Below are 26,279 nucleotides of genomic sequence, written 5' to 3'. Positions count from 1 at the left end.
TTTAGTCTACTTGGCAGGTTCGGAAAAGCATGATGAAATGGATGATGATTGGGCTTCTTATCCCCTGATTTCTTGGCAGAAGAAGAACTCGTGTATAGTGATGAAGTAACAGGCTGGAATGAGGTGTTAGAAGTGGTGATGGACTTCTTAAAAAGAAGCTTGAACACAAGCCAAGTCGAGGCTTCGTTTTTAGGTAATAATATTCCAGTTTACACCGGTTTCATAGATGGTGATTTGCATAGAATTAAATAATGCTAAAACTTAGAACCCCCTCCGTCCGCGACTATTTCCCTTACGAACCCACCGACGACCAGTCCCAGCTGTTCACGCAGCTCGATGCGTTCCTGCGCGACCAGCTGCCGGGGCGCAAGGTGTTCGTGCTGCGGGGCTACGCGGGCACGGGCAAAACCACCGTAGTCAGTGCCTTGGTGCAGTGGCTGCACAAGCTCCAGCGCAAGTACACGCTGATGGCCCCCACCGGCCGCGCCGCCAAGGTAATGGCTGGCTACGCGGGGGTGCCTGCCAGCACCATCCACAAGAAAATATACCGTCAGACCTCCGGTTCGCCCAGCGAGCGGCTCAACTTCCAGCGCCAGCCCAACCGGACCGAGCAGATGCTCTACATCGTGGACGAAGCCTCGATGATTTCGGATGAGAAAGCCTTCGGCGAAAGCGGCTTGCTTGATGATTTGATGGGGTTTGTCTTCGAGAAAACGAGTAATAAGCTCCTGCTCATCGGCGATACCGCGCAGCTACCGCCGGTGGGCCAGCTCCTGAGCCCGGCCCTCGACCCGGAGCTACTCGCCCACCGCTTCCGTGCCACGGTGGGCAGCGTGGAGCTGCGCCAGGTAATGCGCCAGGCCCAGGAATCAGGCATTTTGGTAAATGCTACAGAGCTGCGCGAGGAACTCCGTGAGGAGGCCCCCAACATCCAGCTGCACACCAAGGGCTTCGGCGACATCTTCAAGATGGGCGGCGATAAGCTGGAGGACGGCCTACGCTGGGCCTACCGCAACTTTGGTCACGAGAATACCACCATCATTTGCCGTTCGAATCGCAACGCCAACCAGTATAACCAGCTTATTCGACGGGCGCTGTTCGATGCGGAGGAGGAAATCGAAGGCGGCGATTACCTCATGGTGGTGCGCAACAACTATTTCTGGCTGCCCAAAGACTCCGAAATAGGCTTTTTAGCCAACGGTGACTTCCTGCAAATATCCAAAATTATCCGGCGCGAGGAGGTCTACGGCTTCCATTTCGCCCAAGCCCAAGTGCGACTCGTGGACTACCCTGACGAGCCCGAAATAGAGGTAAAGCTGCTACTCGACACCCTGCACACCGAGAGTCCGGCCCTGCCATCGGACCGCAACAATGCCTTGTATATGGCCGTGAGCGAGGATTATGCCCACCTCAAAACCAAGGCCGAGCGCTACAAGGAAATGCGCAAAGACCCTTACCTAAATGCGCTGCAAGTGAAATTTGCCTACGCCCTCACTTGCCACAAAGCCCAGGGCGGGCAGTGGCAGGCCGTATTCGTCGACCACGGCTTTCTGAAGCCAGATGAGCCCCTGGCGGGGGAGTTTGCGCGCTGGCTCTACACGGCCATTACCCGAGCGTCGGAACGGTTGTTTCTGCTGAATTTTCAGCCCAAGCTCCTCAGCGAGCCACCGGAGCAGGAGTAAAAAAGAATACTTATTGGCTGTTCTAGATTTAGATTAACTTGTTTGTTGCCAGCAAAATGCTGCCGATTTGGGCAGTTGCAGTTCTGCCCAAGAATTTAAATGTTAATTGAAGGGTTGAATAGGCTTCATCACCTCTTCAGGTGCTGGCGCTTAGTTTGGTCATAAATTTGCCTGTGCTGCCAAAACCAGTAAATTTGTTAAACTCAACCCCTCCTAAATCTTTCTAATATTTCCGTTTCATGAAAAAAACCTTGCTCCTTGCTCTGAGCCTGACTGCTGCCGCTTACACTGCCCAGGCCCAGGCTACGCAGCCGGCTAAACCAGCTGGCCCGACGGCTGGCCCCGCCATCACGTTCGAAGAGGTGAAGTACGACTTTGGCTCTGTGGTTCAGGGTGGTACCGTCGACCATACCTTCAAATTCAAGAATACGGGCACTGCTCCCCTCGTAATTTCTAACATTGGCGTGAGCTGCGGCTGCACCACCCCCGAGTGGACCAAAGACCCGGTATTGCCCGGCAAAACCGGTACCATTGCCGCTCACTTCAACTCTGCCGGCAAAATGGGCATGCAGAACAAAGTGCTGACCATCGAGTCGAACGCTACGGCTGGTAGCACCACCGTTTCATTGGTGGGCGAAGTAAAAGAAGCGTCAGCTACCGCTGCTGCCGGTGCGAAAGCAGAAGCTCCTGCCGCGATGGTACAAGACAACGGTAAAAAAATCAAAGAGAAAAACGGCGACACCAAGATCAAAGCCAAAGTCAAGTAAGCTGCTACAGCCCTTGACCAACGGAAAAGGGCCGCTCGCGTATGCGAGCGGCCCTTTTCCGTTTTGTACGTAGCCAGGAGCCAGCGTTGAGTCCAGCATTTAGTTAACACGAGCTAGCCTCCTGATTTCTTAGTTTTAAGTGGTCGAGTAAAAATAACCACTTGAGTAGAGCCAAAGCATCTTGCGCGCATCATTGCACAATTGGAGTAGTGGTGGCACGCGAGATGCTCCAACTTCGCTTAACAGGACAGGCTGTTTAATTCCAGCACATTAACTGATATCAGGCTACAGGCAATAAGCTACAGTTCCCGAACGGCCAGTATCAGGCTGAGCCAGCCGGCCATTAGCAGTAGCCCGCCAATTGGAGCTACTGCGCCCAGCTTGGTAATGCCTGTGAAACACAGCGTGTAGAGCGAGCCGCTGAAAACGATGATGCCACCCAGCCAGAGCCAGCCGGTGGTGCCCAGGGTGCGCAGCTCGGGGCGGGCGGTCCACAGCACGCCGACAGCCACCAAGGCTAAAACGTGATAAAACTGGTACCGTACGGCCGTCTCAAAGGTGTCGAGGCGGCCGGCTTTTACCAGGGTGTCGTGCAGGGCGTGGGCCCCGAAAGCCCCAATGGCGACGCCGAGCCCACCGAGCAGGGCCGCGAGTTGAAGCAAAAGTCGAGCAGTCATAGAGAATCAGGCAAGAGTTGAAACCGGGGGCGAAGGTACGGCTGGTGGCGCGGGTTGGCGCTCAGATTTGCCGCTTGAGGCGGACGGTGGCGGTGTGCAGGTCGCCGTTGGGCCGCCGCAGCACCATCAGCAGCACCCGGCCATCTTCGGAGTGCATCATGCGGCCGAGTTGGGTGAGGGAAAGCGCGCTGACGGGAATGAAATTAATGCTGAGTAGCTCCTCGTTCGGCTCCAGGCCCGCGATGGCCGCCGGCGAGTTGGGCTCGACGCGCAGAATCAGGTAGCGCCGGAAGTCGGGCCCGGCGGCGAGCAGGTCCAGCCCGCTCATGTCGTGCTCAAACGCCTCCCGGAAACTGAGGTTGGGGCGCAGCAGCAGGCGCTGGTGGGGGTAGTCGATGACGAGCGAAAAGCGCTTGAGCAACTCATAGCCCACATTGCCATTGCGCGGCACGTCGATGCGGTGGTGGACATCGGCCGCGTCGGGGAAGGAGGTGAGTACCGACCGCAAGGTGTAGCGGCCCAGTTGAACCGAACCCACGCGGCCCAAAAAGCCCCGCACCGTGCCCGTGAGGCCCCGGCCCAGGTCGGAGGGCAGGCGGCGGGTGGGCCCCACCAAGCGGGAATCAGAATCGAGCTCGATGGATAGCGCGTGGCTGGCGCCGGTATCGAGCACCAGCTTGAGGGGCAGGGCGAGCGAATCGGTGAGTTGCACCAAGGCGGTGAAGTAGGCCTTGTCTTTTTCGATGGAAATGGGCACCGTCGCCCATCTTTTACCGCGAGGAGTCCGGTAAATGGCGGGGGCGTTGAGCAGCATATTGCCTTGTTCGGGCTGCAGCGTCACTACGAAGCTGCGAAACAGCTCGGAGCCCAGAATGCCATGAATGGGCAGCCCCACGTAGCCGGAGAGGTTCAGCACGTCTTCGGAAAGAACCAGCCATGTCATGGCCGGCGCCACTACACCGGGTAGGCTGACGCGCACGCTATCAGTCTGATAAGCCAGCAGCCCTGAGTCGAGGCCGCCCGCGCCCACTACCCGGTAGTTTTGCCCGTGACGCAGGTGCAGCGAATCCCCGAGTGCTGCCGATGTAATAATGGAAGTGCCTACGCCGGTATCAAGTAGGAAGTTAAATGGCCCATACCCGTTCAGCATGGCTTGTACTACCAGGAGGTTGCGTTGCAGCACAATAGGCACCCGGACTTGCTTCCGCTTGGCTTGCTGAAACTGGAAAGGGGAGGCCTCAGTGGGAAGCTGGGCATGCGCAGGGCGGCCTGTTTCCCCGCAAAAGCTCAGGAAAACCAGCAAACACACAAAACGCAGGATGAACATAGTTATGAGGCACAACCGATTTGGTAAATTAAGCGAATAAGACGCGCCTTTACCTAACGGAAGTACTCATCGTAGCGCACAGTCTTCACTGCGCATGCCCGCTCCCCTGCAAAAACCATTCAGGCACATTCCCGAGGCTGCGACAAAGCGTACCGTATCGGAAAGTTGTTATGCAGGAGGTTGTCATATTGGGGAGGTTGTTATGCTGAGCGGAGTCGAAGCATCTCGCGTGGGGTAGTAATTCAATCGCCAGGAAAAAGATTAGTGGTGGCCCGCGAGATGCTTCGGCTCCGCTCAGCATGACAACCTCCCAGCAGGACGCTCTCCCAGCACGGCTGCCTTTATGCTTAAGCTAACCCAAGCAGATTACCAAATAGCTAGGCTACAGCTCCCACGCGCCGGCCGGGTCGTAGCGCAACGCGCCGTTCTTGATGTGCAGGGGCGCGGCCACATTGTTGTGGTAGAGCTGGCCCGTGCCCAGCCCCTGGGCAAAGCCGTGGAGCTCGTACTCGCCCGTAAGCTGGGCCACGGCATTGAGGCCGACGTTTGATTCGAGGGCGGAGGTAATCCACCAGCCAATGTTGCGGTCCTGGGCCAGCGCAATCCAGCGGCGGGTGGCGGCGTGGCCGCCCAGTAGGGTCGGCTTGAGGACGATGTAAGCGGGCCGCACCTCATCGAGCAGCGCCGCCTGCCGGGCCGGGTCGCTCACTCCGATAAGCTCCTCATCCAGAGCAATGGGGATGGGCGAAGTCTGGCACAGGGCTGCCAAGGCGGGCCACTGCCCGGCCGCAATGGGCTGCTCGATGGAGTGCACCCCGAAAGCCGCCAGCTGCTCCAGCCTGGCCGGGGTGTCGGCCGGGGTGAAGGCGCCGTTGGCATCTACCCGCAAAATGAGTTGGTCGGGACCGGCTTCGGCCCTGATTTCGGCCAGTAGGGCTAATTCAGTGGCAAAGTCGAGGCTACCGATTTTTAACTTCAGGCACGAGTACCCCGCCGCCAGCTTTTGCCGAATCTGCTCGCGCATGAAAGCGGCATCGCCCATCCATACCAAGCCGTTGATGGGCAACGCGGCCCGGCCTTGGCTGAAAGCATTGGGATAGAGCTGGCGCCGGCCACCGCCGGCTAGGTCGAGAGCCGCCGTTTCTAGCGCAAACACCAGCGACGGCAAGCCCGGACCGACAAATGCCGGGACATCGGCCGCCCGGAAGGTGGCAAATGTCCCGGCATTAAACCGGTCGCAAAGGGAAGACACCGCGGCCGGAAAATCGGGTCCGTAATCGGGGCTGAGGCCGGCCAGTGGCGCGGCTTCGCCCAAGCCAAAGGTCTTCGGGTCGGCATTGTCGGTCAGGCACAGGTACCAGGCCACGTGCTCGGCCAGAGCGCCCCGGGAAGTGCGGGCAGGGAAATTAAAGCGCAGGGCGCGCTGCGAGAAACTGAGACGAAGCATGCCGCAAAGATGCGCGGCCGGGGGCGCTCAGCCGTCGTGCCCTTACTTGCTGGCGTTGGCCGCTGTTTTGCCGCGGCGGCTCACCAAGCCACCCTTTCGGCCGGCATCGCGAGCTTCCTCGGCCGAGAAGCGGTGACCGCGGCCACTGGCGTGGGAAGCTTTGCCGCCTTCGCTGGCAATGCGACGCTGCGTTTCGGGGCTCATGGCGGCGAAACCACGGCGGCTTTTGGTGCCTACGCGATTAGCAGGACGGGTTACGGTTTTTGCGGCAGCAGCTGCAGCAGATGCGGTGGTGGATGCTGAGTTTGTCATTGGGGTTTGTGGAAGGATGTTGGTTGTGGAGTAATGCGGTACAATGGTAGTCACATTGTGTGATAATCCTACCCTTATTTCGCTGTTTAGTTGTGATTTAGGTCAAATATAAGCGTAAATACCAACTTCTACTGAAGAGCTTCTACGTACTTATTGAAGAGCTATGCGTGTTTGTCTGAGTACTTGTTCTGGTTAAGGGTACTTACCAAGTCGGCTCTCAAACCTCATGGGCTGGCGCTTCGTTATTGTTAAGCTTATTCTGGTGTAAGTCCAGAAGAGGTTACCCAGCGTAGTCGAAACCCATAGCGCTAATCGAGTTAGCCACATGTCGTGGGCATGCCGCGCCGAGAGCAGGAGCAGAAAACAACGATAGAGAATTTAGTTGGCAGATGATTCTACCGCCGTGTTGCCTTATTCGCAGGGCGTATCAAAAGATGAATAGGCATTACGCATGGAGTGGAGAGTCGTTTTTGCACAAATGTTGCTGGCCAACTGCTCCCTGGCTGCCCTTTTGCTAGCGCGAATTCCTGCCGTTGGAGGTTAAGAAGTACTTTCGTGCCTCGAATCAGTAGCTGCTGCGTTGTGAAGTCCTTGTTAGCCTACGTCCTGGCGGCTTTGGTGTTGCTGCAAACCTTCCGCCGCGAGGTGCTGGTGGTGGACTATGCACCGAACCAAGCAGCCCTCACGGCGCGCTTTTGCGTGAACAAGGCCCTGCAGCCGTTGTTGCGCTGCAACGGCCGCTGCTACTTAGCCAAGCAGCTGAAACAGCAGGAGCGCGACGGCAAATTACCCAACCTGCTCCGGCAGCAGTGGGATATGCTGCCAGTGGTAGTGGGCTCGTTGGTACCGCCGTGCCTAGCCGCTGGCCCCGACACGGCGGCGCGCTACTGTCGGGTGCCCACCCTAGCCTTGTCCGAACTGAACTTAGTTTTTGTTAGGATATCCGCAAATTGCCAACTGCTTTACGCACGGCCAACGCCAGTCTGATGGGCTGGTTGCACGAGTTGCAAAAAGCAGATACCGGTCTTCCGTCCATTAATATGTCGGCTCCTCGGCGCTACGGCGCTGGGGCCTCGGCTGCTCATCACCAGTTCACACTTTTCTTTTATTCAGAATGAAAACAACTATTCTTCATGCTTCCCGGCTGCTGTCGGGGTTGCTGCTGCTGGCATCGGTTCCGGCCGTAGCGCAATTTCAACCGGTGGGCGGTACTCCGCTCACCACGGCGGCCAATCTCAACAACGGTGCGGCCTGGGCTGACGTGGACCAGGACGGTGACCTGGACCTGTTCGTGGCCAACAATGGCGACCCCAATCAATACTTCCGCAACGACGGCAACGGCCCCTTCGTCCCCGTGACCACGGGCTTGCTAGCTACTGATGCGCCTGCATCTAACCTGGGGGCGTACTGGGCCGACTACGACAATGACGGCGACGTGGACCTGTTCGTACCTAACGGCCCAGATGCAGGCCGCAACGCTCTCTACCGCAACGACGGTCCAGCGGGCTTCGCACGGGTGACGGCCGCGCCCTTTGGCACCGACCAAGCCTGGTCGGTAGGAGCGGCCTGGGGCGATTACGACAACGACGGCCTGCTGGACCTGTTCGTGGCCAATGCCGACGATACGCCCAACTTTCTCTACCACAACCTGGGTGGCGGAGCATTTGCCAAAATCACTACTGGCCCGGTCGTGACCGATGCTACCACGTCCTATGCCGGTACCTGGGTGGACTACGACAACGATGGCGACGTGGACCTGTTCGTAACCAATGGCCTTGGGCAGACGCCAACGGGCTACGCGGCTCAGAACAATGCCCTCTACCGCAACGATGGGGCGGCGGGCTTCACCAAAATCACGGCTGGGCCGCTGGTGAGCGACGGCGGCAACTCCATTGGGGCTACCTGGGCCGACTTCGACCAGGACGGTGACCAGGATGTGTTTGTGGCCAACGACACCAACTTCATCACTTCCAATAACGACAACTTCTACTACCGCAACGACGGCGGCGGGGCCTTCACCCGCCTGACTGGCTCGCCGCTGGGCGGGGGAGGCGACTCGTTCGGCTCGGCTGCCTCGGACGTGGACAACGACGGCGACCCCGACCTGTTGGTGAGCAACTGGGGCCGCAACTTCCTCTACCGTAACGACGGTACCGGGGCCTTCACCCGGGTGCTGGGCCTGGCCTTCGCCGACACCGTGGCCAACAAGATGGGCCTAGCGCTGGGCGACTACAACAACGACGGCTACGAGGACGTGTACAACGTGGGCGCGTTTGCAGAGGACTTGCTGTTTCGCAACACCGGTGGGCCCAATCGTTACGTGAAAGTGCGCATCGCCGTGCCCGGCGTGAACCGCGGCGGCATCGGGGCGGTGCTGCGCCTGAAGGTGAACGGCCGCTGGCAGCAGCGCACCGTGATGAGTACCAATGGGGCCTACTGCGGCACGGCCCTCGAAACGGTCTTTGGCACGGGCGCAGCCCTCACCGCCGACTCGCTGACCGTGACGTGGCGGCCGGGGCAGCCGGGCGCAGAGCTGGCCAACCTGGCCACCAACCAGACCTACACCATCACGGGGGGGACGGCGCTGGGCACCCGCGCCGCCACGAACGCGCCGGCCTGGGAGCTGTACCCCAATCCGGCCACCGACCGGGTGACGCTACGCCCCGCCGCCGGGGCCCGGCCCGCCGCCAGCTTGGAGCTGCGCGATGCCCTGGGCCGGGTGCAGCGCCGCTTCTCCTGGTCGGCCGCCAGCCCGGCGCTCGACTTGCGGGGCCTGCCCGCTGGGCTCTATTTCCTCCACGACCCGGCCCGCGCCAACCAGCGCCCGCAACGGCTATTGGTGCGCCGCTGAAGCGGCTTCTTGTATGACGCGCCGTTGCAGGCGCTGGCTTCTATCACGCCGGCGTTTCCTACCGATGCTTTTTCGTGTTACTTCCTGTGTGCATAGTTAAAAAAGATGTGCGGTATTTTCAGGTTTTGTAGAAATACCGCACACTTTTTTAAATAATTGTGTGCGGTATTTTTGTAAAATCTGAAAATACCGCACACATTCTTCTCGCCTGTTGCTATGTCCCGCCGTGCCGTCCCCTCTACTTCGCTGGTAGCCCGCGTGCGGGCCTGGTTTGGCTTGCGCCAAGAGCAGTTGGCCCTCTACCTCGGCGTGAGTCCCGCGCTGGTACGGGCCCTGGAAACCGGCCGGCGCTCCCTCACGGCCGATGTGCTTCAGGCCCTGCTCCCCTTGGTGGCGCACTTGCCCGCCGCCCCGCCGGTGCCGGAAGTAGAGGCCGCGCCGCTCCCGCCTGGCACCCTCGCCCCGGACGCGGGCGCACTGGATTTTCGCCGCCGCGTGTGCCTCCAGCAAGCGGCCCGGCTGCGGGCGCAGGCTGCCCAGTTAGCGCAGCAGGCCCGCCGGGCCGAGCGGTGGGCGCAGGCCCTGCCCGCGCTGCTCGGGGCTCCCGACTCGCCCAACATCGCCGCCGATAATGCCACGGCCCGCGCGGCTTGGCGGGCCGACTGGCTGCACCGGCAGGCCCGGCCGCTGCCCGCCGAGGCCACCACGCGCTGGCACTTGCTCCGGGCGCGGGTCATCGCCCTCGAAGCGGAGGCCGCAGCCCTGGCCCTGGCGCTGCCGGGCTAAGGCGGCCCCACGGCCAGAGCGGCTAAGAGTAGGTATTCGGGGCATTGGTAACGTAATGTTGGCCTTCGGGGCGGGCGCGACGGTTATTGGCTGTATGGCATCGGGATATGACGGCCTGGTTGTGCTATTCAACCGCTTGCCCATACCCCCGGCTATTTCCACGTCTTGCTTCACATTGTGCCATTGGTAGAAGAAAGTAGGAGGTAGCAAGCAGTGGACAAGCAGTGGAACGGGATAGCACCGCAACGAAAGGGCAAAAGCCATCAGGTTCGTTATTAATGGTATTTATTCATATTTGAAAAAGTAATTATCATAACCCTTTTCTCAACCCCTATGGATTATTCCTCTCTTACCACCTGGGCCGAATGCGACGAGGCCAAGGACGAACTCGAGTTCGAGCTGAAAACCTTCACCGTCCGCGATGCCACCCTCGACCTGGCCGACGAGCGGGCCGACCGCACAAAGGCCAGCACCAGCTCCGAGCTGGCGAAAGTGGACAGTAAAATCGCGTCGAACACCGCCCTGCTGGGTGTGGCGAGCATTGATGCGCAAACGCGGGAGGAAGCCACCGACGAGCTGGCTGCCCTGCAGGTGCAGCGCACGGCCCTGGTCAAGCGCAAGCGCCTGACTACGGGTGTGGTGGGCTTCCTGGGCGAAGTAGACGCTGAGCAGATTGCCAGCCAGGTAGCCCCCCTGACGGCTATTAAAGCCGGCATCGCTCCCCACCGGGCCACCCTCTCGGCCTAGGGCAGCATAAGCCAAAAGCCGCCCGTCGCTAGATGCGACGGGCGGCTTTTTGTTGTCCGGCCGATACGTGGAGCTTGACTATTCGGCGGTCAGGAGTCAGTGTGGTATAGCTGGAAAATCGCCGACGCCCCCGTTAGAGGCAGAATAGACATTATCGCCCCCATCAGTAAGCCACAATGTGGGTTACCTAAGAGCCTATCCGAAAAGTAAAATAGCCATGTTGATGCAACGGAGTCCCGAATTAATAAGTCTTCCTTTGCGCTATTGGGCGTAATGCTACGTAATCACACTAACGGTGGTTAAACCTGGCTCATGGGTGGTATACGCCAAAAGCCCACAAATCAAGAAAATGAAATTCTTACTGTTCTTCGCCTTCGTAGTAACACCGTTCATTTCCTTTGCTCAGTATGCTCCCAAACTTGATGAGTATAAACACTATCAAATTATCAAAAACCGCGACACGATAAACTACCACGTTTATGCAAAAGGTGGTTTTAAAGAAAAAACCGGCTTCATTATCTTTTTCCACGGCTCCGGAAAAGAGCCGTTCTTCACGTCAGGAGTTACGATTGATACTATAAAAATAACTGGGAATGAGGCTGGAAAAATTCAAAGGTTTAATTACAGAACCAGTAGCGTACCTTTTGATTTAGACAGGATACCAAACAATTATGCCTTTGTAGTTATTTCGAAGAAGGGAATTCCTTTCTTTTGGAATAACGCTATTCCGAATACTTCTCAAGAATTTAAAGCTCCTAAATCATTCTACACGACCGAGTCATTGGATTACCGGGTGTGGCAAGGGGATGAGGTCATAAAGGCTGTTAAGAAAACCCTGGTTAAAAAACCAACCAAAATAGTTCTCATTGGCCACTCCGAGGGTAGCCATGTGGCAGCCAAGTTGGGAACGGTGAATAAAAGCATAACGCACATTGGCTACTGGGCGGGTGGTGGAGATACCCAGTATTATGACTATGTCTTATTTATTCGTCGGGCTGTTCATAAAGGGGAAATCACGGAGGAGGAAGCCAAGGTCCGGATTAATTCCTTGCTCACCCAAATTAGTGACATCGAAAACGACCCGCATAATATTGACAAGAAGTGGCGCGGGCACTCTTATCAGCGGTGGAGCACGTTCACAGAACCTTCCATAAATAATTTGCTTAAAATCAAGGTTCCACTCTTCGTAGCGGTTGGCGCATTAGACACATCCGTTCCGATTGAATCAAGTTATCTGATTCCCATTGAGTTTATCAGATATAAAAAGAGGAATTTAAGCTTCAATGTGTATCCTCATTATGACCATTCTTTTAGAACCTCATCGATAAATAGCACTCAGCAAGCTGATAATGGCTTCATGAAAGTATTCGAAGAGTTTATGGATTGGGTCGAGAAGTAAGGTTCTCCATCCGAAGCGTGACTGTCCTTGAGTTTTTTGTTGATGCGTGCGAATCAACAGCTGATGATAAAGACACTGCCTGGTTGCGCTAGTATTTCATTTATGGTCTTTATGTCCCTGGCAGCAGACCAAATACCTGGAAGCCATGGTGCTCGCATAAGCCTGAGTCCACGATAGAACTGTCCACGAAGTAACGTAGCTGTAGGTTGTCTTCGACTCGCTGCTCGTGCTATCTTGGCCCGTCACAGACAAGTTTCTGCAGGGCTTTTGCGCTGATTAAGAGTTACGACGCGCAGGCTGGTGGAGCAATGCGGCCGACCACTTCAAAAGCCGCGGCGAAGAGGCTGCTTTGCGCCAATCGGCTATGGTGCCCGCCGCTGGGCGGTTGAGCGCACCTATTTCTGGTTCACCCGCTGAGAAAAGAAGGGGGCAGCTGCGAAGCCTTTCTACACCTTGCTTGTACCAACACTGTCTGAAAACATGCCCTATTTTTTCGGATAGGCTCTAATAGAAAAAAACAGCCTGGCTGTTGGGCCAGGCTGTTGATAAAGAAAGATGGAAAGCTGATGGTTATTGCTTGATGAAGCGCTGGGTGAAAATGTGGTGCTCGTCGCTTACCTGCACAGTGTAGAGGCCACTGGCCAGGCCGGATACGTTGAGCTGACCATTTTCGTAGCTGCAACCGCTTACCAAGGTGCCGCGGACGTCCCGCACCGACACCTTCAATACCTCAGTATTGAGGGGCAATTCCAGATTCAGGCGGTCCGTGGCCGGGTTCGGGTACACGTTGAGCAGACCAGCAGTTGCGGGGTCGACGAGGGCAGCAGTAGCAGCGGCTCCGGTGATATTCACGGTATAGTCTTCGGTTTCGCCGAAGTCGTAGCTACCGCAGCTGGTGGTGGCCGAGTTGTCGCTCATCACCAACCGGAGGCGGGTCTGACCAAGCTTGGCAGTAGTGGGCACCGTGAAGGTAGCGCCGAAGGTAGCGGCGCTCGAGGTGCTACCGCTTACTAACAACTCCCCGGCATCGGTGAATACGCCGTTCTGGTTCCAGTCGATGTACACTTTCCAGTATTCGGTGTAAATGTCGCCAGCGAAGCCCGCCGAGAAGTTGATAGTCTGGGAAGAACCGGTCGCGATGCTCGTGCTGGTTGCAGTGCCATTGTAGTAGCCGCCGTCAGCTCCGGACGTACGGTTGATACTGCCCAGGTTCACGAGGTCAATCCACTCATAGTCTTGGCTGCTGCTCCTGGTAGTGCAGTAGGTAGCAGTGGTAGGCGGTTGGGGAGTGGTAGTGGTACCCGTGGTGAAGGTGGCCGAAGCGCTGAAGGCGCTGTTGCCGCTGCTGCACACCGTCTGTACTTGGAATTCGTAGTTGGTCGAGGCCGTCAGGCCGGTGAGGGCTTTGCTGGTGCTGGTGCTCGTGGTGCTGGTCCAGGTCGTGGTGCTCGTGTTGCGGTACCGCACGTTGTAGGACGTAGCACCCGACACGGCCGTCCAGGCCACTGTGGCGCCGCTGCTGCTCAGGGCCGAAGCATTCAGGCCCGCAGCTACGCCGCAGCTGGTAGTGGGCGGGGGTGTGGTACCGCCCGTGGTCACGGTCACGGAGTAGTCTTCAGTTTCACCAAACTCGTAGCTGCCGCAGCTGGTGGTGCTGGCATTGTCGCTCAGTACTACGCGCAGGCGGGTTTTACCGGTCGTAGCCGTGGCGGGCACGGTGAAAGAAGCGGTTTGTGCGGTTGCGCTGCTAGTTGTGCCCGAGGCCACAGTTTCACTAGCGTCGGCGAAGTCGCCATCTCGGTTCCAGTCGATGTACACCTTCACATTCTCAGAGTAGGTTGATGATGGGAAACCGGCTTGGTAGGTAATCGTCTGGGCCGAGCCCTGGGCTATGTTGGTGTTCACGGCCGTGCCATCGTAGTAGCCACCATCAGCCCCGGAAGTGCGGTTAATGCTACCCAGGCTTACTTGCGCCAGGTACTCATATTGCTGGGTGCCGCCCTTCGAGGCGCAGTAGCTGCCACCTGTGGGTGGAGGCGGAGGGGTAGTGCCACCACCGCCCGTCGGGGCGGTACCAGAAATGGTAAATGTGCCCAGCGAGGCGTAGTCGGAGTAGCCATCGGTAGCTGGGTTGCCGGAGCCGGTGCCGTCGACTTGCAGGTAATAAGTACCCGCGCCCAGAGTGGTGCTGATCGAAACGTTTAGGTTGTTGTTGCCCGCAGTATCGTAGGTGCCCAGCAGCCCGCCGCCGCTGTCGAAGAGGCGTGCTACGATGTCGAGGTTGCCGTAGCGGCTCACGGTGTTCACATTCAGGCTCACAGCGCCGCCGCTGGTCGTGAAGGAGAAATAGTCCTGGTCGGCCGCGCGCTCAATGATGCCGTTGCCCGACAGGCTGGTACCGCTGCGGGCCAGGGCCGTGGCGCTGGTTGTGCTGTTGCTGTGGTCGTCGGCGCGGTAGCCCACATTGTACGTAGAGCTGGCAATGATGGCCAAGTCGTCTTCCTTGTTATTGGCCGAGTTGTATTCGCCCCGGCTCCATTGCGAGACGGGCTTGTAGTAGCCTACGCCCATAATGGGTGCCCAGGCACCGGCACTGCCCTGCGCGCTATAGTAGTCTTCCTGAGGGCTGATGCGGCCATCGTGGCTCAGGCCCAGGGTGTGGCCCACCTCGTGCGAGGAGGCCTCGCCCCCGCTCTTGGGTTCGCTCATAAACACCCAGCAAGGAGTATCGTCGGTCCATCTGAAGGAACCCACGTAGGCCACGCCCCCCGCGCGGGGCGCAGCAGTAGTGGTGGGCGTCACGATGCAACGCATCCGCAAGCCTTTGGGGTAGCTGTTAAATACCGCCTCATCCGTAGTGATATTCATGCTGAACGGCCGGAAGTCCTCGCTCACAAGCTCCCAAAAGGCCTGAATCTTAGCGTTGTCGTTGGCGATGGCCGCCGGCGCGGCGTTGATGGGGTTGCCGTTGTTCCAGCGCGTGCCCGATACATACTGACCATCGAAGTCGAGTAGTACACAGCCTTTGGCGCCAGGCAGGCTTTGCAACGATACTATCGCAGCAGCCCGGTTAGCCGTGCGGGTTGGGGCTGGCTCCCGGTAACCCACGGGCTGGTTATAGTCAATGCAAAGGACCTTATTGATGTCTACCGACTGCACCGACACGTTGCCTTGGGCATCGGCTGAGTAGCGGTAAGCCTCACGGGTGGCGCGCAGCACGATGGTGCCTTCCACCTCTTTGCCCTCGATGCGCAGGGAGAACGATGAACCCGCCACGCCAGCAATTTCTCCAACTACATACTCACCGGTCGCCGCCAAATCCTCGCGGTGATTGACCTTACCGGTAAAGGCTGTGGTAGCCGACACGGGCAGTGTGACGGTGGTGCCACCGCGGCGGGCGCTGGCATCTACCTGTGTTTCAAGCTGCCGCACCAGCGCCTGGCTGGTCCCGAGCGGGTAGCTGGGGCCCGCCGGCCGTTGCTGGGCCTGGGCGCCGAGCCCGGCTAAAAGTAAGGCTGCACTGAGCCCAAACGATTGTAAGATTTTCATCAGATAAGTTGAAAGTATGAATGGTGGCAGTTGAGAGCCCGGCAGAATCGGGTAAGCGAATGAGTAGTAAAAAAATGATTATCGAGTTGTTAGCACAATTCGACCGTTTATGTCTTTTAGTGGCCCGAGCGAGATACTCCATTACTCAGGTCTTGGGCAAACAGAAGTCGCCTAACACTACCGTCAGAGAAGGTTTTTTACAAAACCATGTGGTTGGAATTGATTGAAAAATAGATGGTTATTGTCCTCTACAAAGATTGCTCCCTCAGCGGCGATACCCAAACGCGCGAGTTGCTTTAGTGTCCAACGGACGCGGAACATGGTCCAACGGTTAAAAAACAGTGACCAACAACACAATAGGGCTGATGACCGAAATGACGAAACACTGGCGCTGAGAAAGAAGCAGGGTGCAGTCGGAGTTGCACCAAAACGGGGCATTGAGGCACTGAAAGGGTTGTTTTATAGCGGGTAGGATCAGGCCAGTGCCATGGCCCGCAGCGGTTCCCCGGTTTCATATAACGGTCAGTCGCTTGGGCTCCACACACCAAACGATTCCAGTGCAACTCCCACGTAGCCGCTCCAGGACTGGTCTAAGTTCGAGGTTCGAGCCAGCCGATATTCGCGAGGCGGTGCAACCTCGGGCCGGTTCATACGGTTAGCGTTCTGGTTGTTCTTTCTTACCTGTTCCTAATGCCCCAAGTTCATGCTTCCCCAGTAGCGCCCCGCGTTGTGCAGTCGTGGCTGGCCCGCTACCAGGCCGTACGGGCGCAAAGCCAGGCCTTATGTGCCCCCTTGCTGCCCGAAGACACCGTGGTGCAGCCCATGCTTGACGTGAGCCCGCCGAAATGGCACCTGGCCCACACCACTTGGTTCTGGGAAACCTTCCTGCTAAAAGAATACGCCCCCGGCTACGAGCAATTTCATCCTGAGTACGCCTTTCTCTTCAACTCGTATTATAACTCTCTGGGCTCGCGCGTGAACCGGGCCGACCGCGGCACGCTCTCGCGCCCGCCCCTGGCCGACGTGCTGGCCTACCGCGCCCACGTAGACGCCGCCCTGGCTGCACTACTAGCCGAACACAATGAGCTGCCCGCTACCTTCTACGAGCTGCTGGAGCTGGGCCTGCAACACGAGCAGCAGCACCAGGAGCTGCTGGCCACCGACATCAAATACATTCTTAGTACCAGCCCCCTGGCCCCCGCCTATGCTCCGCTTGAGGAGAAAGTAGCCAGCACGCCAGCTACTTCCTCTTTAAGCAAAGCGTCTTGGTTGCCGGTGCCGGGCGGGATTTATCGAGTGGGCTTTCAGGAGGAGGGGTTTTGTTTCGACAATGAGCTGGCCGCGCACGAGATGCTGGTAGCGCCCTTCGAGCTGCAAAACCGCCTGGTGACCAACGCCGATTACCTGGCTTTCGTCGAAGCGGGTGGCTACCGGGACTTCCGTTTTTGGATGGGGGAGGGCTGGGACCTGGTGCAAACCCAGGGGTGGGAGGCGCCGCTCTACTGGGTGCAGCGGAACGAAACCTGGCACCGCTTCACCCACCACGGCCTACAAGCTATAGCCCTGGATGCGCCCGTGACCCACGTGAGCTTTTACGAAGCCGACGCTTACGCCAACTGGGCCGGCGCCCGCCTGCTCACCGAGGTTGAATGGGAAACCGCCGCTCGATACTTCGGCGCGGCTACCAGCGGTGGCACCTGGCTGGAAAGCAGCCGGTTCGACCCGCAGCCCCTTCCCGCCGACGCCGACCCCACTGCCTGCCACCAGTTGCTGGGCGACTGCTGGGAGTGGACCTACTCGGCCTACCACGCCTACCCCGGCTACGAACGCGCCGCCGGTGCCCTGGGCGAGTACAACGGCAAATTCATGGTGAACCAGCTGGTGCTGCGCGGCGGCTCCTGCGCTACGCCCGAAAGCCACATCCGGGTTAGCTACCGCAACTTTTTTCACGCTGACAAACGCTGGCAGTTCACCGGCATCCGGCTCGCCCGGTAGCATAGCTAACCTCCGTTGCGGAGTCGCCACAATCGGGATAAGTTGATACTCATCAAACTATTAGACTCGTTTTCGGTAATTTAGATGAAACTGCCTTTGCCCCTTCAAAAGTCCATTCGCCACAGGTTCCAGGCGGATGATTAACTGCTAATTGCTAAATGATAAATGTATTGACGGAGTTGGCGCAGCACGTGGCCGATGGTCTCCACCGAACACCCAAAGCACTTTCGTCGATGTATTTCTACGACGATGCGGGCAGCCGGCTGTTTCAGCAAATTATGGAGTTGCCGGAGTATTATCCTACCCGGACCGAGTTTTCTATTTTCCAGGAACACGGTGCGGCCATCGCGGCGGCCCTGAGCCCACGGGTAGGCGAGGAGTTTGCGTTGGTGGAGCTGGGAGCCGGCGACGGCGCCAAAACCAAGCTGCTGCTGCGCGAATTGCTGCGGGCCGGCACGCCGTTCACCTACGCGCCGGTCGATATCTCAGCAGGCGCCATGACGGGCCTGGTCGAGGCCCTCAGGCACGAACTGCCCACCTTGCACGTGGCCCCGGTGGTCGAAGACTACGCCACAGCTTTGGCTCAGCTCCGTACCCGACCGGGCAACAAAGCCGTGTTGTTTCTGGGGTCCAACATCGGCAATTTCGGCCCGGCCGAGCGCCTGGATTTCCTGCGCCAGCTGGCCGCGCCCCTGGCCCCGGCCGACCGGCTACTCATTGGGTTCGATTTGCAGAAGGACCCGCGCCGCATCCGGGCCGCCTACGACGACGCCCAGGGCGTGACGGCCGCCTTCAACCTGAACCTGCTCACCCGCCTCAACCGCGAGCTGGGAGCCGACTTCAACCTGGCCCACTGGCAGCACTACACCGACTACAACCCCCTGAACGGGGCCGTGCGCTCGTACTTGATGAGCACTCAGGCCCAGCAGGTGCGCATCGCGGCGCTGGACGAAACCTTCGATTTTGCCGCCTGGGAGGTAATTCATACCGAGAACTCCTACAAGTTCACCTTGCCGCAGATAGCGGAGCTGGCCGCCGAGACTGGGCTGCGGGTAGTAGCCTCTTTCACCGATGCCGCGACTGATTTTGCCGATGTGGTGCTGGCCACGCAGGAAGAATAAAGCGTTTTATCAACCGCAGAAGCCATGATTAGCTTAGCATCCGGCTACGGCAATTTCGCCGTGCCCACCGTGGCGATGAAGGCCGCTCAGGCGGCCCTTGCCACGGCGCAGCAGCAGCAGGCCCCGCTCGAGTTGAGCCCCGCCGCCGGCCTGCCCGAGCTGCGCGAAGCCTTGGTCCAGCGCTACCGCCAGCGCGGCGCCACCTATCTCACTGCCGACCAGGTGGTGGTGACGGCCGGCGCCAAAACGGGTCTGTTTGCCCTGCTGAGCGAAATGCTCCAGCCCGGCGATGACGTACTGCTGCCCACGCCCAACTGGTTTGGGTTCTACGACCTAGTGCGGCGGGCCGGCGGGGTGCTGCGCACCCTTCCGCTGGCTGCCGCCGATAACTACGCCCTGCAACCCGAAACGCTGCGGACGGCCCTCACACCGGCTACTCGGCTGCTCATCATCAGCAACCCTAACAATCCCACTGGGCGCGTGTATTCGCGGGCCGAGTGGGCGGCATTGCTGGCCGTAACGGCAGATTTTCCGCAGCTCTGGGTCCTAAGCGACGAGATTTACGAAGGCATCTGTTTCGGGCCAGAGCCGGTGCCGACGCTGCTCGCCCTACCCGACCCGCATCAGCAGCACGTGGTGGTGAGCGGTTTTTCGAAGTCACTGGCTCTGGCAGGCTGGGGGGTGGGCTGCGTGGTGGCCCCGCCCGCGCTGGCCAAGGCGATAACAGCCCGGCTATTCAGCACCGGGGTGCCCGTGCCCATTCCGGCGCAAGCCGCCGCTCTGGCAGCCACGCGCGCCGCCGAGGCCATTGGCGCAGCGCTGTGCGCTCAGCTGCGGCCTACCCGGCAGTTCTTGCTTGATGCATTGGCCAACTTGCCCGGCGCCCCGACCGTCATTGCTCCCGAAGGCACGTACTATGTTTTCGCTGATTTTACCCGCTTTCTCGGCCCTGCCCTGCCTGCCCCCGAAGCCTCAGCGCAGTTGGTGCAGCAGCTGGCCGCGGCCGGGGTGGCGGTAGTCGATGGCGCGACCTGCGGAGCGCCCGGCTTTGTCCGCCTCTCCTACGCCGTAGCGGAAGACGACATGCGGCAGGCCCTGAAGCGGCTGATAGCGGTTTTATCGCCCAGTTACGTGGCAGAAGGTCGCAGTACGCCAATGGCTCATATCTCGTAGTTTTCGGATTATTAGGACGGTAGCCCCATTGGGGCAGCATGTTGGCAGTACGACAGCGGGTGCAAAGGCAAAAGCCCGGCAGGGCGACATTCATTAACCTAGTGTCGCCCTGCTGGAGCTACCTAGTGGTCCGCCTGCCCGGTGGGAGAGCCGTACCTTTGCCGGGCTCGTTTTATTGATGCTATGTTGAAAGAATTTCGGCCGCACCTGCGCCCCACGCTGCTGCTTGCTTACCCCGTTATGCTTTCGCAGCTGGGCCACGTCCTGGTGAATTTTGTCGATTCGGTGGTGGTGGGCCACATTGGCAAGGTGCCGTTGGCGGCGGTGGGTGTGGGCGTGAGTACCACCAGTGTGCTCCTGGTGCTGGGTGTGGGCTTGAGCATGGGTAGCGTGCCCCTGGTGGCCGCCGCCGATGGCCGCCGCGACCTGCCCGCACTCGGCCGTCTGCTGGTGGCCTCCGTGTGGATGAGCGCCCTGGCCGGGCTGGTGCTGGCCGGGCTGGGCCAACTCGTACCTCCTTTTATGCACCTGTTGGGGCAGCCACCGGAGGTAGTGGTCCTGGCCGGCCCCTGGGTGCGGGTCATCAGTCTGTCGTTGTTTCCGCTCATGGTCTTTCAGGGATTTCGGGAGTTTGCCGAAGGCCTGGGGCTCACCCGGCAAGCCATGTGGCTCTCGGTGCTGGGCAACGTGTTCAATGGCCTGCTTTGCTACGCCTTAGTCCACGGTCGTTGGGGTGCCCCCGAACTGGGCATGATGGGCTCGGCCTGGGCCACGCTCACCGCCCGTACCCTGATGGCTGCCGCCATGGCCGCGTACGTGCTGCGGGCCCGCCGCCTGCGGGCCGAGCGGTCGGCCATTGCCAGCTGGCTGCCCGCGGCGGCCACCATCCGCCGGGTGGTGGCCCTCGGCGCTCCCATCGGCGTGCAAATGGCCTTGGAAGTGGGCGCTTTCGGCTTATCACTGCTTATGGCGGGCTGGCTAGGCGTCACCACCGAGGCGGCCCACAAAGTAGCCATCGACGTGGCCAGCATGACGTATATGGCGGCCAGCGGCATTGCGGCGGCGGCCACCATCCGGGTAGGCAACCTGCGCGGGGCCGGCGACTTACTGGCTGCCCGGCGGGCTGGTTTTGCGGCCTATTGGCTCACGTTTGGGTTTATGGGAGCAATGGGCCTGCTGTTGGTTCTGACCCGGCATGTGGTGCCTTACATCTACATTACTGACCCGCAGGTGGTGGCGCAGGCGTCGACACTGCTGCTCATCGCGGCCCTGTTTCAGGTGTCTGATGGCCTGCAGGTGGTGGGCCTGGGCACCTTGCGCGGGCTGGAAGACGTGAAAGTGCCCTCCGTGGTGGCCCTGCTGGCGTATTGGGCGGTAGCGTTGCCGCTGGGCTATTTCCTTGGGTTTAAGCTGCATTTGGGTGCGCCCGGCGTGTGGACGGGCCTGCTCGTGGGCCTGAGCATCGTAGCGGGAGTGCTGCTGGTGCGCTTCCGCCGCGAAACCGAGCCGGAGCTTGCCGCCGCATTGCCGGCACCGGCTCAGGAGCGCGCCGCCGCTCAGTAACCCGCTATTCAGTTGAGTGCCGGTACTAATTCGGCATTCATGCGAAGTGCAGCGAGGCAGCTCGTGTACATTGTTGAATAGTTGAGGTTTTGCCAGTAGCACAGTTTCGTCCTCCATATATCAGGCTAGGCCGTAGCGCGGACTCTGTAGTCCGCGTTCCAGAACGACTGGAATGGCGCGAGGATGCGAAATACAAAGTTCCCGCTATAGTACACCAACCCCGAAACCGCGCTGGCGCCGGGCAACCGCGGGTTGCTGATTGCCGAGTCTACCAGTAAATTGAATTGTCTGGGCAATTTTTGCGGGACTAATAATGTTCAGCCAGCCAAGCAACGCTAATTCTGCTCTGAATTTCAGCTCCTATGTTCTCGTTTTTGACTTCTTTCCTGGCGGTGGCCGCACTCTTGCAGGGCCCAGCAACCAAGCCAACGGCCACTGCTTCCCAAGCCCCCGCAGCTAAGCCAGCCGCCGCGCCTATTCCGTGGTCGGCCTCCCGCCCGCTTACCATGGCTGACTTTCAGGGCCGTCCGGGACCGTCCGACCGGCTGGCCGCGATGACCTCGGCCGATATCAAGGCCAACGCGGCTTGCCGCGATTTTGTGTTCACGGGCACTGTGCAGGCCACTTTCGACCCCAATACGTCGTGGTTTCGCGACCCCAAAACGGCCACGCCCGCCCTGCTACGCCACGAGCAGCTCCACTTCGACCTCACGGAAGTATACACCCGCTTGCTCCGGCAAAAGCTGGTCGCGTTTCAAACCAAGGTGAATTGCAACAAGCTCCAGCCTGCCTTTAATAACTTCACTAAAACGGTGTATTCGGAGTGGGACCGCGAGCAAAACCGCTACGATCAGGATACCAACCACGGCCTCAACACCGCGCGCCAGGAATTCTGGGAAAAGCAGACCGCTCTTCGGCTGACGCAGCTACAGGCCTTTGCCGTGCAATAGCACTAGCATTTTATGATTACCACTCCACTTACCTGGGCTGAGTTTGAGCACGTGGATTTGCGGGTCGGCACCATCCGCGAGGCCCGGCCGTTTCTGGAGGCTCGCCGACCTGCTTACCAGCTGCTCATTGATTTCGGCCCGGAAATCGGCCTGAAAAAATCCAGCGCCCAAATCACGCACCACTACACACCCGACACGCTGGTGGGCCGGCAGGTGCTGGCCGTGGTCAACTTCCCGCCCAAGCAGATTGCCAAGTTTCGCTCTGAGGTATTGATAACCGGCTTTGCCGATGCTGAGGGGCACATTGTGTTGGCCAGCGTGGCCAGCCCCGTGCCCGACGGCAGCCGCCTTATTTAACTTTCCCGCCCGGCTTGGGCGCGGGTTTTTTGGGGTTCAGCTTGGCCTCGCGCTGCCCCAGAGTGTCAATTACGGCCCCGTAAATATCATTCAAATCCTTGCCGTGGATGCCGTAGTAGCGGTAGCTGCGCTGGAAAGCCGAGTCCGTTATCTCTTGCTTCCAGAGTAAGTTCTTTTGCTGAGTCAGATAGAGCGCCCGGGCCGAGTCAGGCGAGAGACGGCTGCTTTCTACGCGGGCCTCCAGTAAGTGCAGGTCGGCGAGCAGCGATATCATCTTCTCCTTGGGGACGAGGTCGGCGGGCTGAGGCGGCTCTTCAGGGCGCTGGCAGGCCGGCACGGCCAGTAGGAGAGGGGCCAGCGCCAGGCCCAGGCAGTAACGACGGAATGATTTCACACCACAAAGTTAGTCCCAAGCCGTAGCTTCGCCAGTATGAACCCCTCCGTGCCCCCGGCTCTCACCGCCCTGGTGCGCCGCCTGCGCCACCTCGAAATCCGCATTCGCAAGGCGGTGGAGGCCCAATTGCAGGGTGATTTTCACTCTGTCTTCAAAGGAACGGGCCTCGAAGTTGATGATGTCCGCCTCTACCAGTACGGCGACGAGGTGCGGGCTATTGACTGGGCCGTATCCAGCAAGGGCCACGGCACGTTCGTTAAGACCTACAAAGAGGAGAAGGAGCAGCAGGTGCTGGTGCTGCTCGACGTGAGCGGCTCGCTGGAGGTGGGCGACGGTGAGCGCCGCAAGCTCGATGTAGCCCGCGACATTGCGGGGCTGCTGGCGCTCTCGGCCGCCCGGCAAGGTTCCGCGCTGGGCCTGTTTGCGTTTTCTGATCAGAAAGAGCTGTACATGCCGCCGGGAAAAGGCCCCCGGGCCGCGTACGCCCTCATTCAGCGGTTGTTTGCGTTGGTGCCTGCCTCGCGCCGCACGGGGGTAGGCGCGAGCATTCGGCAGGCTCTGGGGCTAATCAAGCGCCGCAGCCTGGTGGTACTGATTTCGGATTTCATCGACGGCAACTACGAGCGGGAACTGACCATGCTGGCGCAGCGCCACGACCTGATTGTGGTGCAGTTGCTGGCCCCGCGAGAGCGCCGGTTCCCGGCGTTGGGCATCGTGCCCCTGCGCGATACCGAAACCGGGGAGGTGCGCTGGGTGAATACCTCGGCCCCCGGTTTCCGGGCCCGCGTCGAGTCTACCGCCGACCGGCAGGAAGCCGAGCTGGTGAACATTTGCCGCCGCCACCGCACCGGCTTCCTCGCCTTGAGTACCGAGGGCGACTTCGTGCCCCAGCTCGTCAACCTGTTTCGTCACCGCCAACAGTCGGGCCGTCGTGGATAAATGGAGAGAAAATATTGCAAGGTTTTGGCCCGGCTGGTGGCACCAGCCGGAAAATCCCGTGCGGAGGAATAATTCGGCTGTGGAAAAAGGGGCAGTGGCCGAGCCTATAATCTTCAGTCCGAGCCGCCTGACCTTCTTTTTGACGTTGATTCTACTATTGCTTCTCAACGGCGGGATTGCGGCGCGCCCGACCCCGCCGGACGTACCCCAAGGTCGTTTCCTGAAGAAAACGGTGCTTGTGGGGGCGCCGCTGGACTACGAGCTGCGCTACGAGCACGCGCCCGACCTGGAAGTTGTATTTCCGGATTCACTGGCTCGCTTCGCGCCGTTTGAATATGCTGGCAAAACGTTTTTCCCCACGCACACCCGCCAGGAACGTAGCCTCGACCGGGTTATTTACCATCTGCGCACCTTCCAGCTCGATTCGGTGCAAACCTTGGCCCTGCCGGTGGTTGTGCTGCAAGGCCAGGATACCCTAAGCGTAATGCCGCTGCCAAGCCGGGTGCGCCTGTTGCGCACGGCCCCACCACTACCCGCCGATGCGGCCGAACTGCCCGCGCTGCGCCAAAACCTGGCCCTGGTGCCGGTGGAGCCGCTATTTAACTACCCGTACTGGCTGGCCGGGACTGCGGGGGCGCTGCTGCTGCTGGCCGGCAGCGCGACGCTGTTTCGGCGGCGCCTCACGCGGCGCTACCAGGCGTACAAGCTCCGCAAGAATCACGGCTACTTCCTGGCCCAGTTTGCCCGCCACACCGAGCGGTTCGAACTATCCCGCTCGGCTACCAACGTGGAGCGGGCCGTTGGTCTGTGGAAAAACTACCTCGCCCGACTGGAAAACAGTGAGCTTAATTCCTTCACTACCCGCGAAATAGTGGCCTACTTCGAGAATGATGTCGACGTGCGCAAAGCGCTAACCGCCACCGACAAAGTTATTTATGGTAATCTCCAAACCGAGGATGCCAAGGAAGTAGACCGGGCCTTTCAGCGCCTGCGCGGCTTCGCCGAACGGCGCTACGCCTCCGTAACCCAGTAGGACGCAGCCTTCGCTGCGTCTCGTTGTGGTGCGTCTCGTCGCGCCCCCGCATCCCAAATTAAACAGCACAACAAAAAACAACTTCTCCCAAACTGGCGCGGGCTAGGCGAAGCAAAGGCTTCGCCCTACATCCTACCTTCGCGGCTGCTTGAACGACTTTCTCAACCTTCTACGCTATACCACGCTGGCCGGCTACCAGTGGCAGCAGCCACGCCTGCTGCTGCTCATTGCGGCGGTGCCGCTGCTGTTTGTGCTGCGCTGGGTGCTGGCCCGCCGCCGGCCGCGGGTGGGCGTAGCTTTCGGGCCGGGGCCCGTGCGGCGCGATTGGGTCGCGGCCTTGCGTTTCGTGCCCGATGTAGTGCTCGGGCTGAGCATGAGCTTCGCCTTGGTAGCCCTGGCCCGCCCCCAGCGCACCAACGAGCGGGTGGAGCAGTCCGGGCGTGGCATCGACCTGGTTTTGGCCCTCGACGTGTCGGGCTCGATGGAAATCCAGGACCTGCGCCCCAACCGCCTCGAAGCGGCCAAACGCATTGCCGCCGACTTCCTGAGAACCCGCGTCGGCGACCGGCTGGCCCTCGTGGCATTTGCCGGCGAAGCCTATTCCCTGGCTCCCCTCACCACCGATTACGACCTGCTGCGCGAAGACCTCGCTAGCCTCCGCGTGGGCATGATTAAGCCCGATGGCACGGCCATTGGCACGGCGCTGGGTGTGGCCACCAACCGCCTGCGCGAGTCCACGGCCCGCTCGCGGGTGTGCATCTTGCTCTCCGATGGCGAAAGCAATGCCGGCAGCCTCGATCCGCAGCTGGCCGCCCAGCTGGCCCACGCTTTTGGCATCCGCATCTATACCATCGGGCTGGGGCAGGACGGCTTCGTGCCCTACAAGCAGGACTCGCTCGGCCGCACGCGCTACGTGCAAACCCGCCTCGACGAAACTACCATGCGCCAGCTCGCCACCGCGGCCGACGGCCAGTTCTTCCGGGCCACCGACGCAGCCGGTCTACGCGAGGTTTTCAACCAAATCAATCGCCTCGAAAAGTCTGAAATCAAGCAGCTGCGCTTCCGCAATACCAAGGATTTCTACCCGCCCTATTTGTGGCTCAGCATTGGGCTGTGGCTGCTGTGGCTGTTCCTCAGAAGCACTTTTCTCAGCAATCCGCTGGAAGATTGAAGGTCGTTTACAGTCAACAGCCGTTGATTGCAATGCTAT

23 protein-coding genes are annotated in these 26,279 nt (G+C 59.7%); 17 read left to right on the top strand and 6 right to left on the bottom strand.

Translation table 11 applies throughout. The features are described from left to right. The first annotated feature begins 72 nt into the window (after positions 1-72). From WX88_RS30020 to WX88_RS12505, 3 genes are all read left to right on the top strand, one after another. Positions 73-252 carry a hypothetical protein gene (locus tag WX88_RS30020; RefSeq protein WP_156176097.1) on the top strand — a complete coding sequence of 60 codons (180 nt, stop codon included), beginning with the start codon at positions 73-75 and terminating at the stop codon, positions 250-252. Further along, positions 252-1,682, top strand: a complete 1,431-nt coding sequence (locus WX88_RS12510) for an ATP-dependent DNA helicase (protein WP_046244727.1) — start codon at positions 252-254, stop codon at positions 1,680-1,682. Before WX88_RS30020 ends, WX88_RS12510 begins: the two co-directional genes overlap by 1 nt. A gap of 239 nt (positions 1,683-1,921) precedes the next feature. Further along, positions 1,922-2,449: a DUF1573 domain-containing protein gene (locus tag WX88_RS12505; protein WP_072053007.1), complete on the top strand. Its 528-nt coding sequence runs from the start codon at positions 1,922-1,924 to the stop codon at positions 2,447-2,449. 299 nt (positions 2,450-2,748) lie between these two features. Here the strand turns inward: WX88_RS12505 and WX88_RS12500 are convergent, their stop codons facing one another. The 4 genes from WX88_RS12500 to WX88_RS29450 all read right to left on the bottom strand — a co-directional run bounded on the left by WX88_RS12500 (position 2,749) and on the right by WX88_RS29450 (position 6,212). Next, positions 2,749-3,126: a DUF423 domain-containing protein gene (locus WX88_RS12500; protein WP_046244726.1), complete on the bottom strand. Its 378-nt coding sequence runs from the start codon at positions 3,124-3,126 to the stop codon at positions 2,749-2,751. A gap of 61 nt (positions 3,127-3,187) precedes the next feature. Further along, a complete protein-coding gene (locus WX88_RS12495; RefSeq protein ID WP_046244725.1) occupies positions 3,188-4,453 on the bottom strand; it encodes an aspartyl protease family protein in 1,266 nt (421 codons plus the stop codon). A gap of 382 nt (positions 4,454-4,835) precedes the next feature. After that, positions 4,836-5,900, bottom strand: coding sequence for an o-succinylbenzoate synthase (locus tag WX88_RS12490; RefSeq protein ID WP_046244724.1), 1,065 nt, complete (start codon positions 5,898-5,900; stop codon positions 4,836-4,838). 42 nt (positions 5,901-5,942) lie between these two features. Continuing rightward, positions 5,943-6,212 carry a KGG domain-containing protein gene (locus tag WX88_RS29450; RefSeq protein WP_046244723.1) on the bottom strand — a complete coding sequence of 90 codons (270 nt, stop codon included), beginning with the start codon at positions 6,210-6,212 and terminating at the stop codon, positions 5,943-5,945. Positions 6,213-6,794: 582 nt separating this feature from the next. Between WX88_RS29450 and WX88_RS27585 the strand changes: the two genes are divergently transcribed. From WX88_RS27585 to WX88_RS12460, 5 genes are all read left to right on the top strand, one after another. Then, complete coding sequence (locus WX88_RS27585) at positions 6,795-7,199, top strand: hypothetical protein (protein WP_052732631.1); 405 nt, start codon at positions 6,795-6,797, stop codon at positions 7,197-7,199. Between the two features lie 127 nt (positions 7,200-7,326). After that, on the top strand, positions 7,327-9,063 hold the full coding sequence (locus tag WX88_RS12475) for an FG-GAP-like repeat-containing protein (RefSeq protein WP_046244722.1): 1,737 nt from the start codon (positions 7,327-7,329) through the stop codon (positions 9,061-9,063). A 216-nt stretch (positions 9,064-9,279) separates the two neighbouring features. After that, a complete protein-coding gene (locus tag WX88_RS12470; protein ID WP_046244721.1) occupies positions 9,280-9,849 on the top strand; it encodes a helix-turn-helix domain-containing protein in 570 nt (189 codons plus the stop codon). 333 nt (positions 9,850-10,182) lie between these two features. After that, entirely contained in the window at positions 10,183-10,596 is a 414-nt protein-coding gene (locus WX88_RS12465) for a hypothetical protein (RefSeq protein WP_046244720.1), read from the top strand. 349 nt (positions 10,597-10,945) lie between these two features. Beyond that, a complete protein-coding gene (locus WX88_RS12460) occupies positions 10,946-11,995 on the top strand; it encodes an alpha/beta hydrolase (protein ID WP_052732630.1) in 1,050 nt (349 codons plus the stop codon). Positions 11,996-12,565: 570 nt separating this feature from the next. On the opposite strand, the gene WX88_RS27580 is transcribed toward WX88_RS12460, so the two are convergent. After that, entirely contained in the window at positions 12,566-15,544 is a 2,979-nt protein-coding gene (locus tag WX88_RS27580) for a GEVED domain-containing protein (RefSeq protein WP_052732629.1), read from the bottom strand. Positions 15,545-16,234: 690 nt separating this feature from the next. On the opposite strand from WX88_RS27580, the gene egtB reads away from it, so the two are divergent. The 6 genes from egtB to WX88_RS12425 all read left to right on the top strand — a co-directional run bounded on the left by egtB (position 16,235) and on the right by WX88_RS12425 (position 22,703). Continuing rightward, positions 16,235-17,539: an ergothioneine biosynthesis protein EgtB gene (gene egtB / locus WX88_RS12450; RefSeq protein ID WP_046244718.1), complete on the top strand. Its 1,305-nt coding sequence runs from the start codon at positions 16,235-16,237 to the stop codon at positions 17,537-17,539. A 158-nt stretch (positions 17,540-17,697) separates the two neighbouring features. Beyond that, entirely contained in the window at positions 17,698-18,660 is a 963-nt protein-coding gene (gene egtD / locus WX88_RS12445) for an L-histidine N(alpha)-methyltransferase (RefSeq protein WP_046244717.1), read from the top strand. Between the two features lie 24 nt (positions 18,661-18,684). Then, positions 18,685-19,833, top strand: a complete 1,149-nt coding sequence (locus WX88_RS12440) for a pyridoxal phosphate-dependent aminotransferase (protein WP_046244716.1) — start codon at positions 18,685-18,687, stop codon at positions 19,831-19,833. 183 nt (positions 19,834-20,016) lie between these two features. Then, a complete protein-coding gene (locus WX88_RS12435; protein ID WP_046244715.1) occupies positions 20,017-21,396 on the top strand; it encodes an MATE family efflux transporter in 1,380 nt (459 codons plus the stop codon). A 362-nt stretch (positions 21,397-21,758) separates the two neighbouring features. After that, positions 21,759-22,346: a DUF922 domain-containing protein gene (locus WX88_RS12430; protein ID WP_052732628.1), complete on the top strand. Its 588-nt coding sequence runs from the start codon at positions 21,759-21,761 to the stop codon at positions 22,344-22,346. A 12-nt stretch (positions 22,347-22,358) separates the two neighbouring features. Next, entirely contained in the window at positions 22,359-22,703 is a 345-nt protein-coding gene (locus WX88_RS12425; protein ID WP_046244714.1) for a tRNA-binding protein, read from the top strand. Here WX88_RS12425 and WX88_RS12420 read toward each other — a convergent pair. Further along, a complete protein-coding gene (locus WX88_RS12420; protein ID WP_052732627.1) occupies positions 22,696-23,097 on the bottom strand; it encodes a DUF4296 domain-containing protein in 402 nt (133 codons plus the stop codon). The genes WX88_RS12425 and WX88_RS12420 overlap by 8 nt on opposite strands. 36 nt (positions 23,098-23,133) lie before the next feature. On the opposite strand from WX88_RS12420, the gene WX88_RS12415 reads away from it, so the two are divergent. The 3 genes from WX88_RS12415 to WX88_RS12405 all read left to right on the top strand — a co-directional run bounded on the left by WX88_RS12415 (position 23,134) and on the right by WX88_RS12405 (position 26,240). Beyond that, positions 23,134-24,036, top strand: coding sequence for a DUF58 domain-containing protein (locus tag WX88_RS12415; RefSeq protein WP_046244713.1), 903 nt, complete (start codon positions 23,134-23,136; stop codon positions 24,034-24,036). Between the two features lie 145 nt (positions 24,037-24,181). Beyond that, positions 24,182-25,069: a hypothetical protein gene (locus tag WX88_RS12410; RefSeq protein WP_156176095.1), complete on the top strand. Its 888-nt coding sequence runs from the start codon at positions 24,182-24,184 to the stop codon at positions 25,067-25,069. A 148-nt stretch (positions 25,070-25,217) separates the two neighbouring features. Then, positions 25,218-26,240 carry a VWA domain-containing protein gene (locus WX88_RS12405; RefSeq protein ID WP_046244711.1) on the top strand — a complete coding sequence of 341 codons (1,023 nt, stop codon included), beginning with the start codon at positions 25,218-25,220 and terminating at the stop codon, positions 26,238-26,240. Positions 26,241-26,279: the final 39 nt, after the last annotated feature.

This window comes from Hymenobacter terrenus (genome assembly GCF_000972495.1).
In the GTDB taxonomy this organism is placed as follows: Bacteria; Bacteroidota; Bacteroidia; order Cytophagales; family Hymenobacteraceae; genus Hymenobacter; species Hymenobacter terrenus.
Note: the sequence above shows the minus strand (reverse complement) of the source record. Positions and strands in the feature narration are given on the sequence as shown.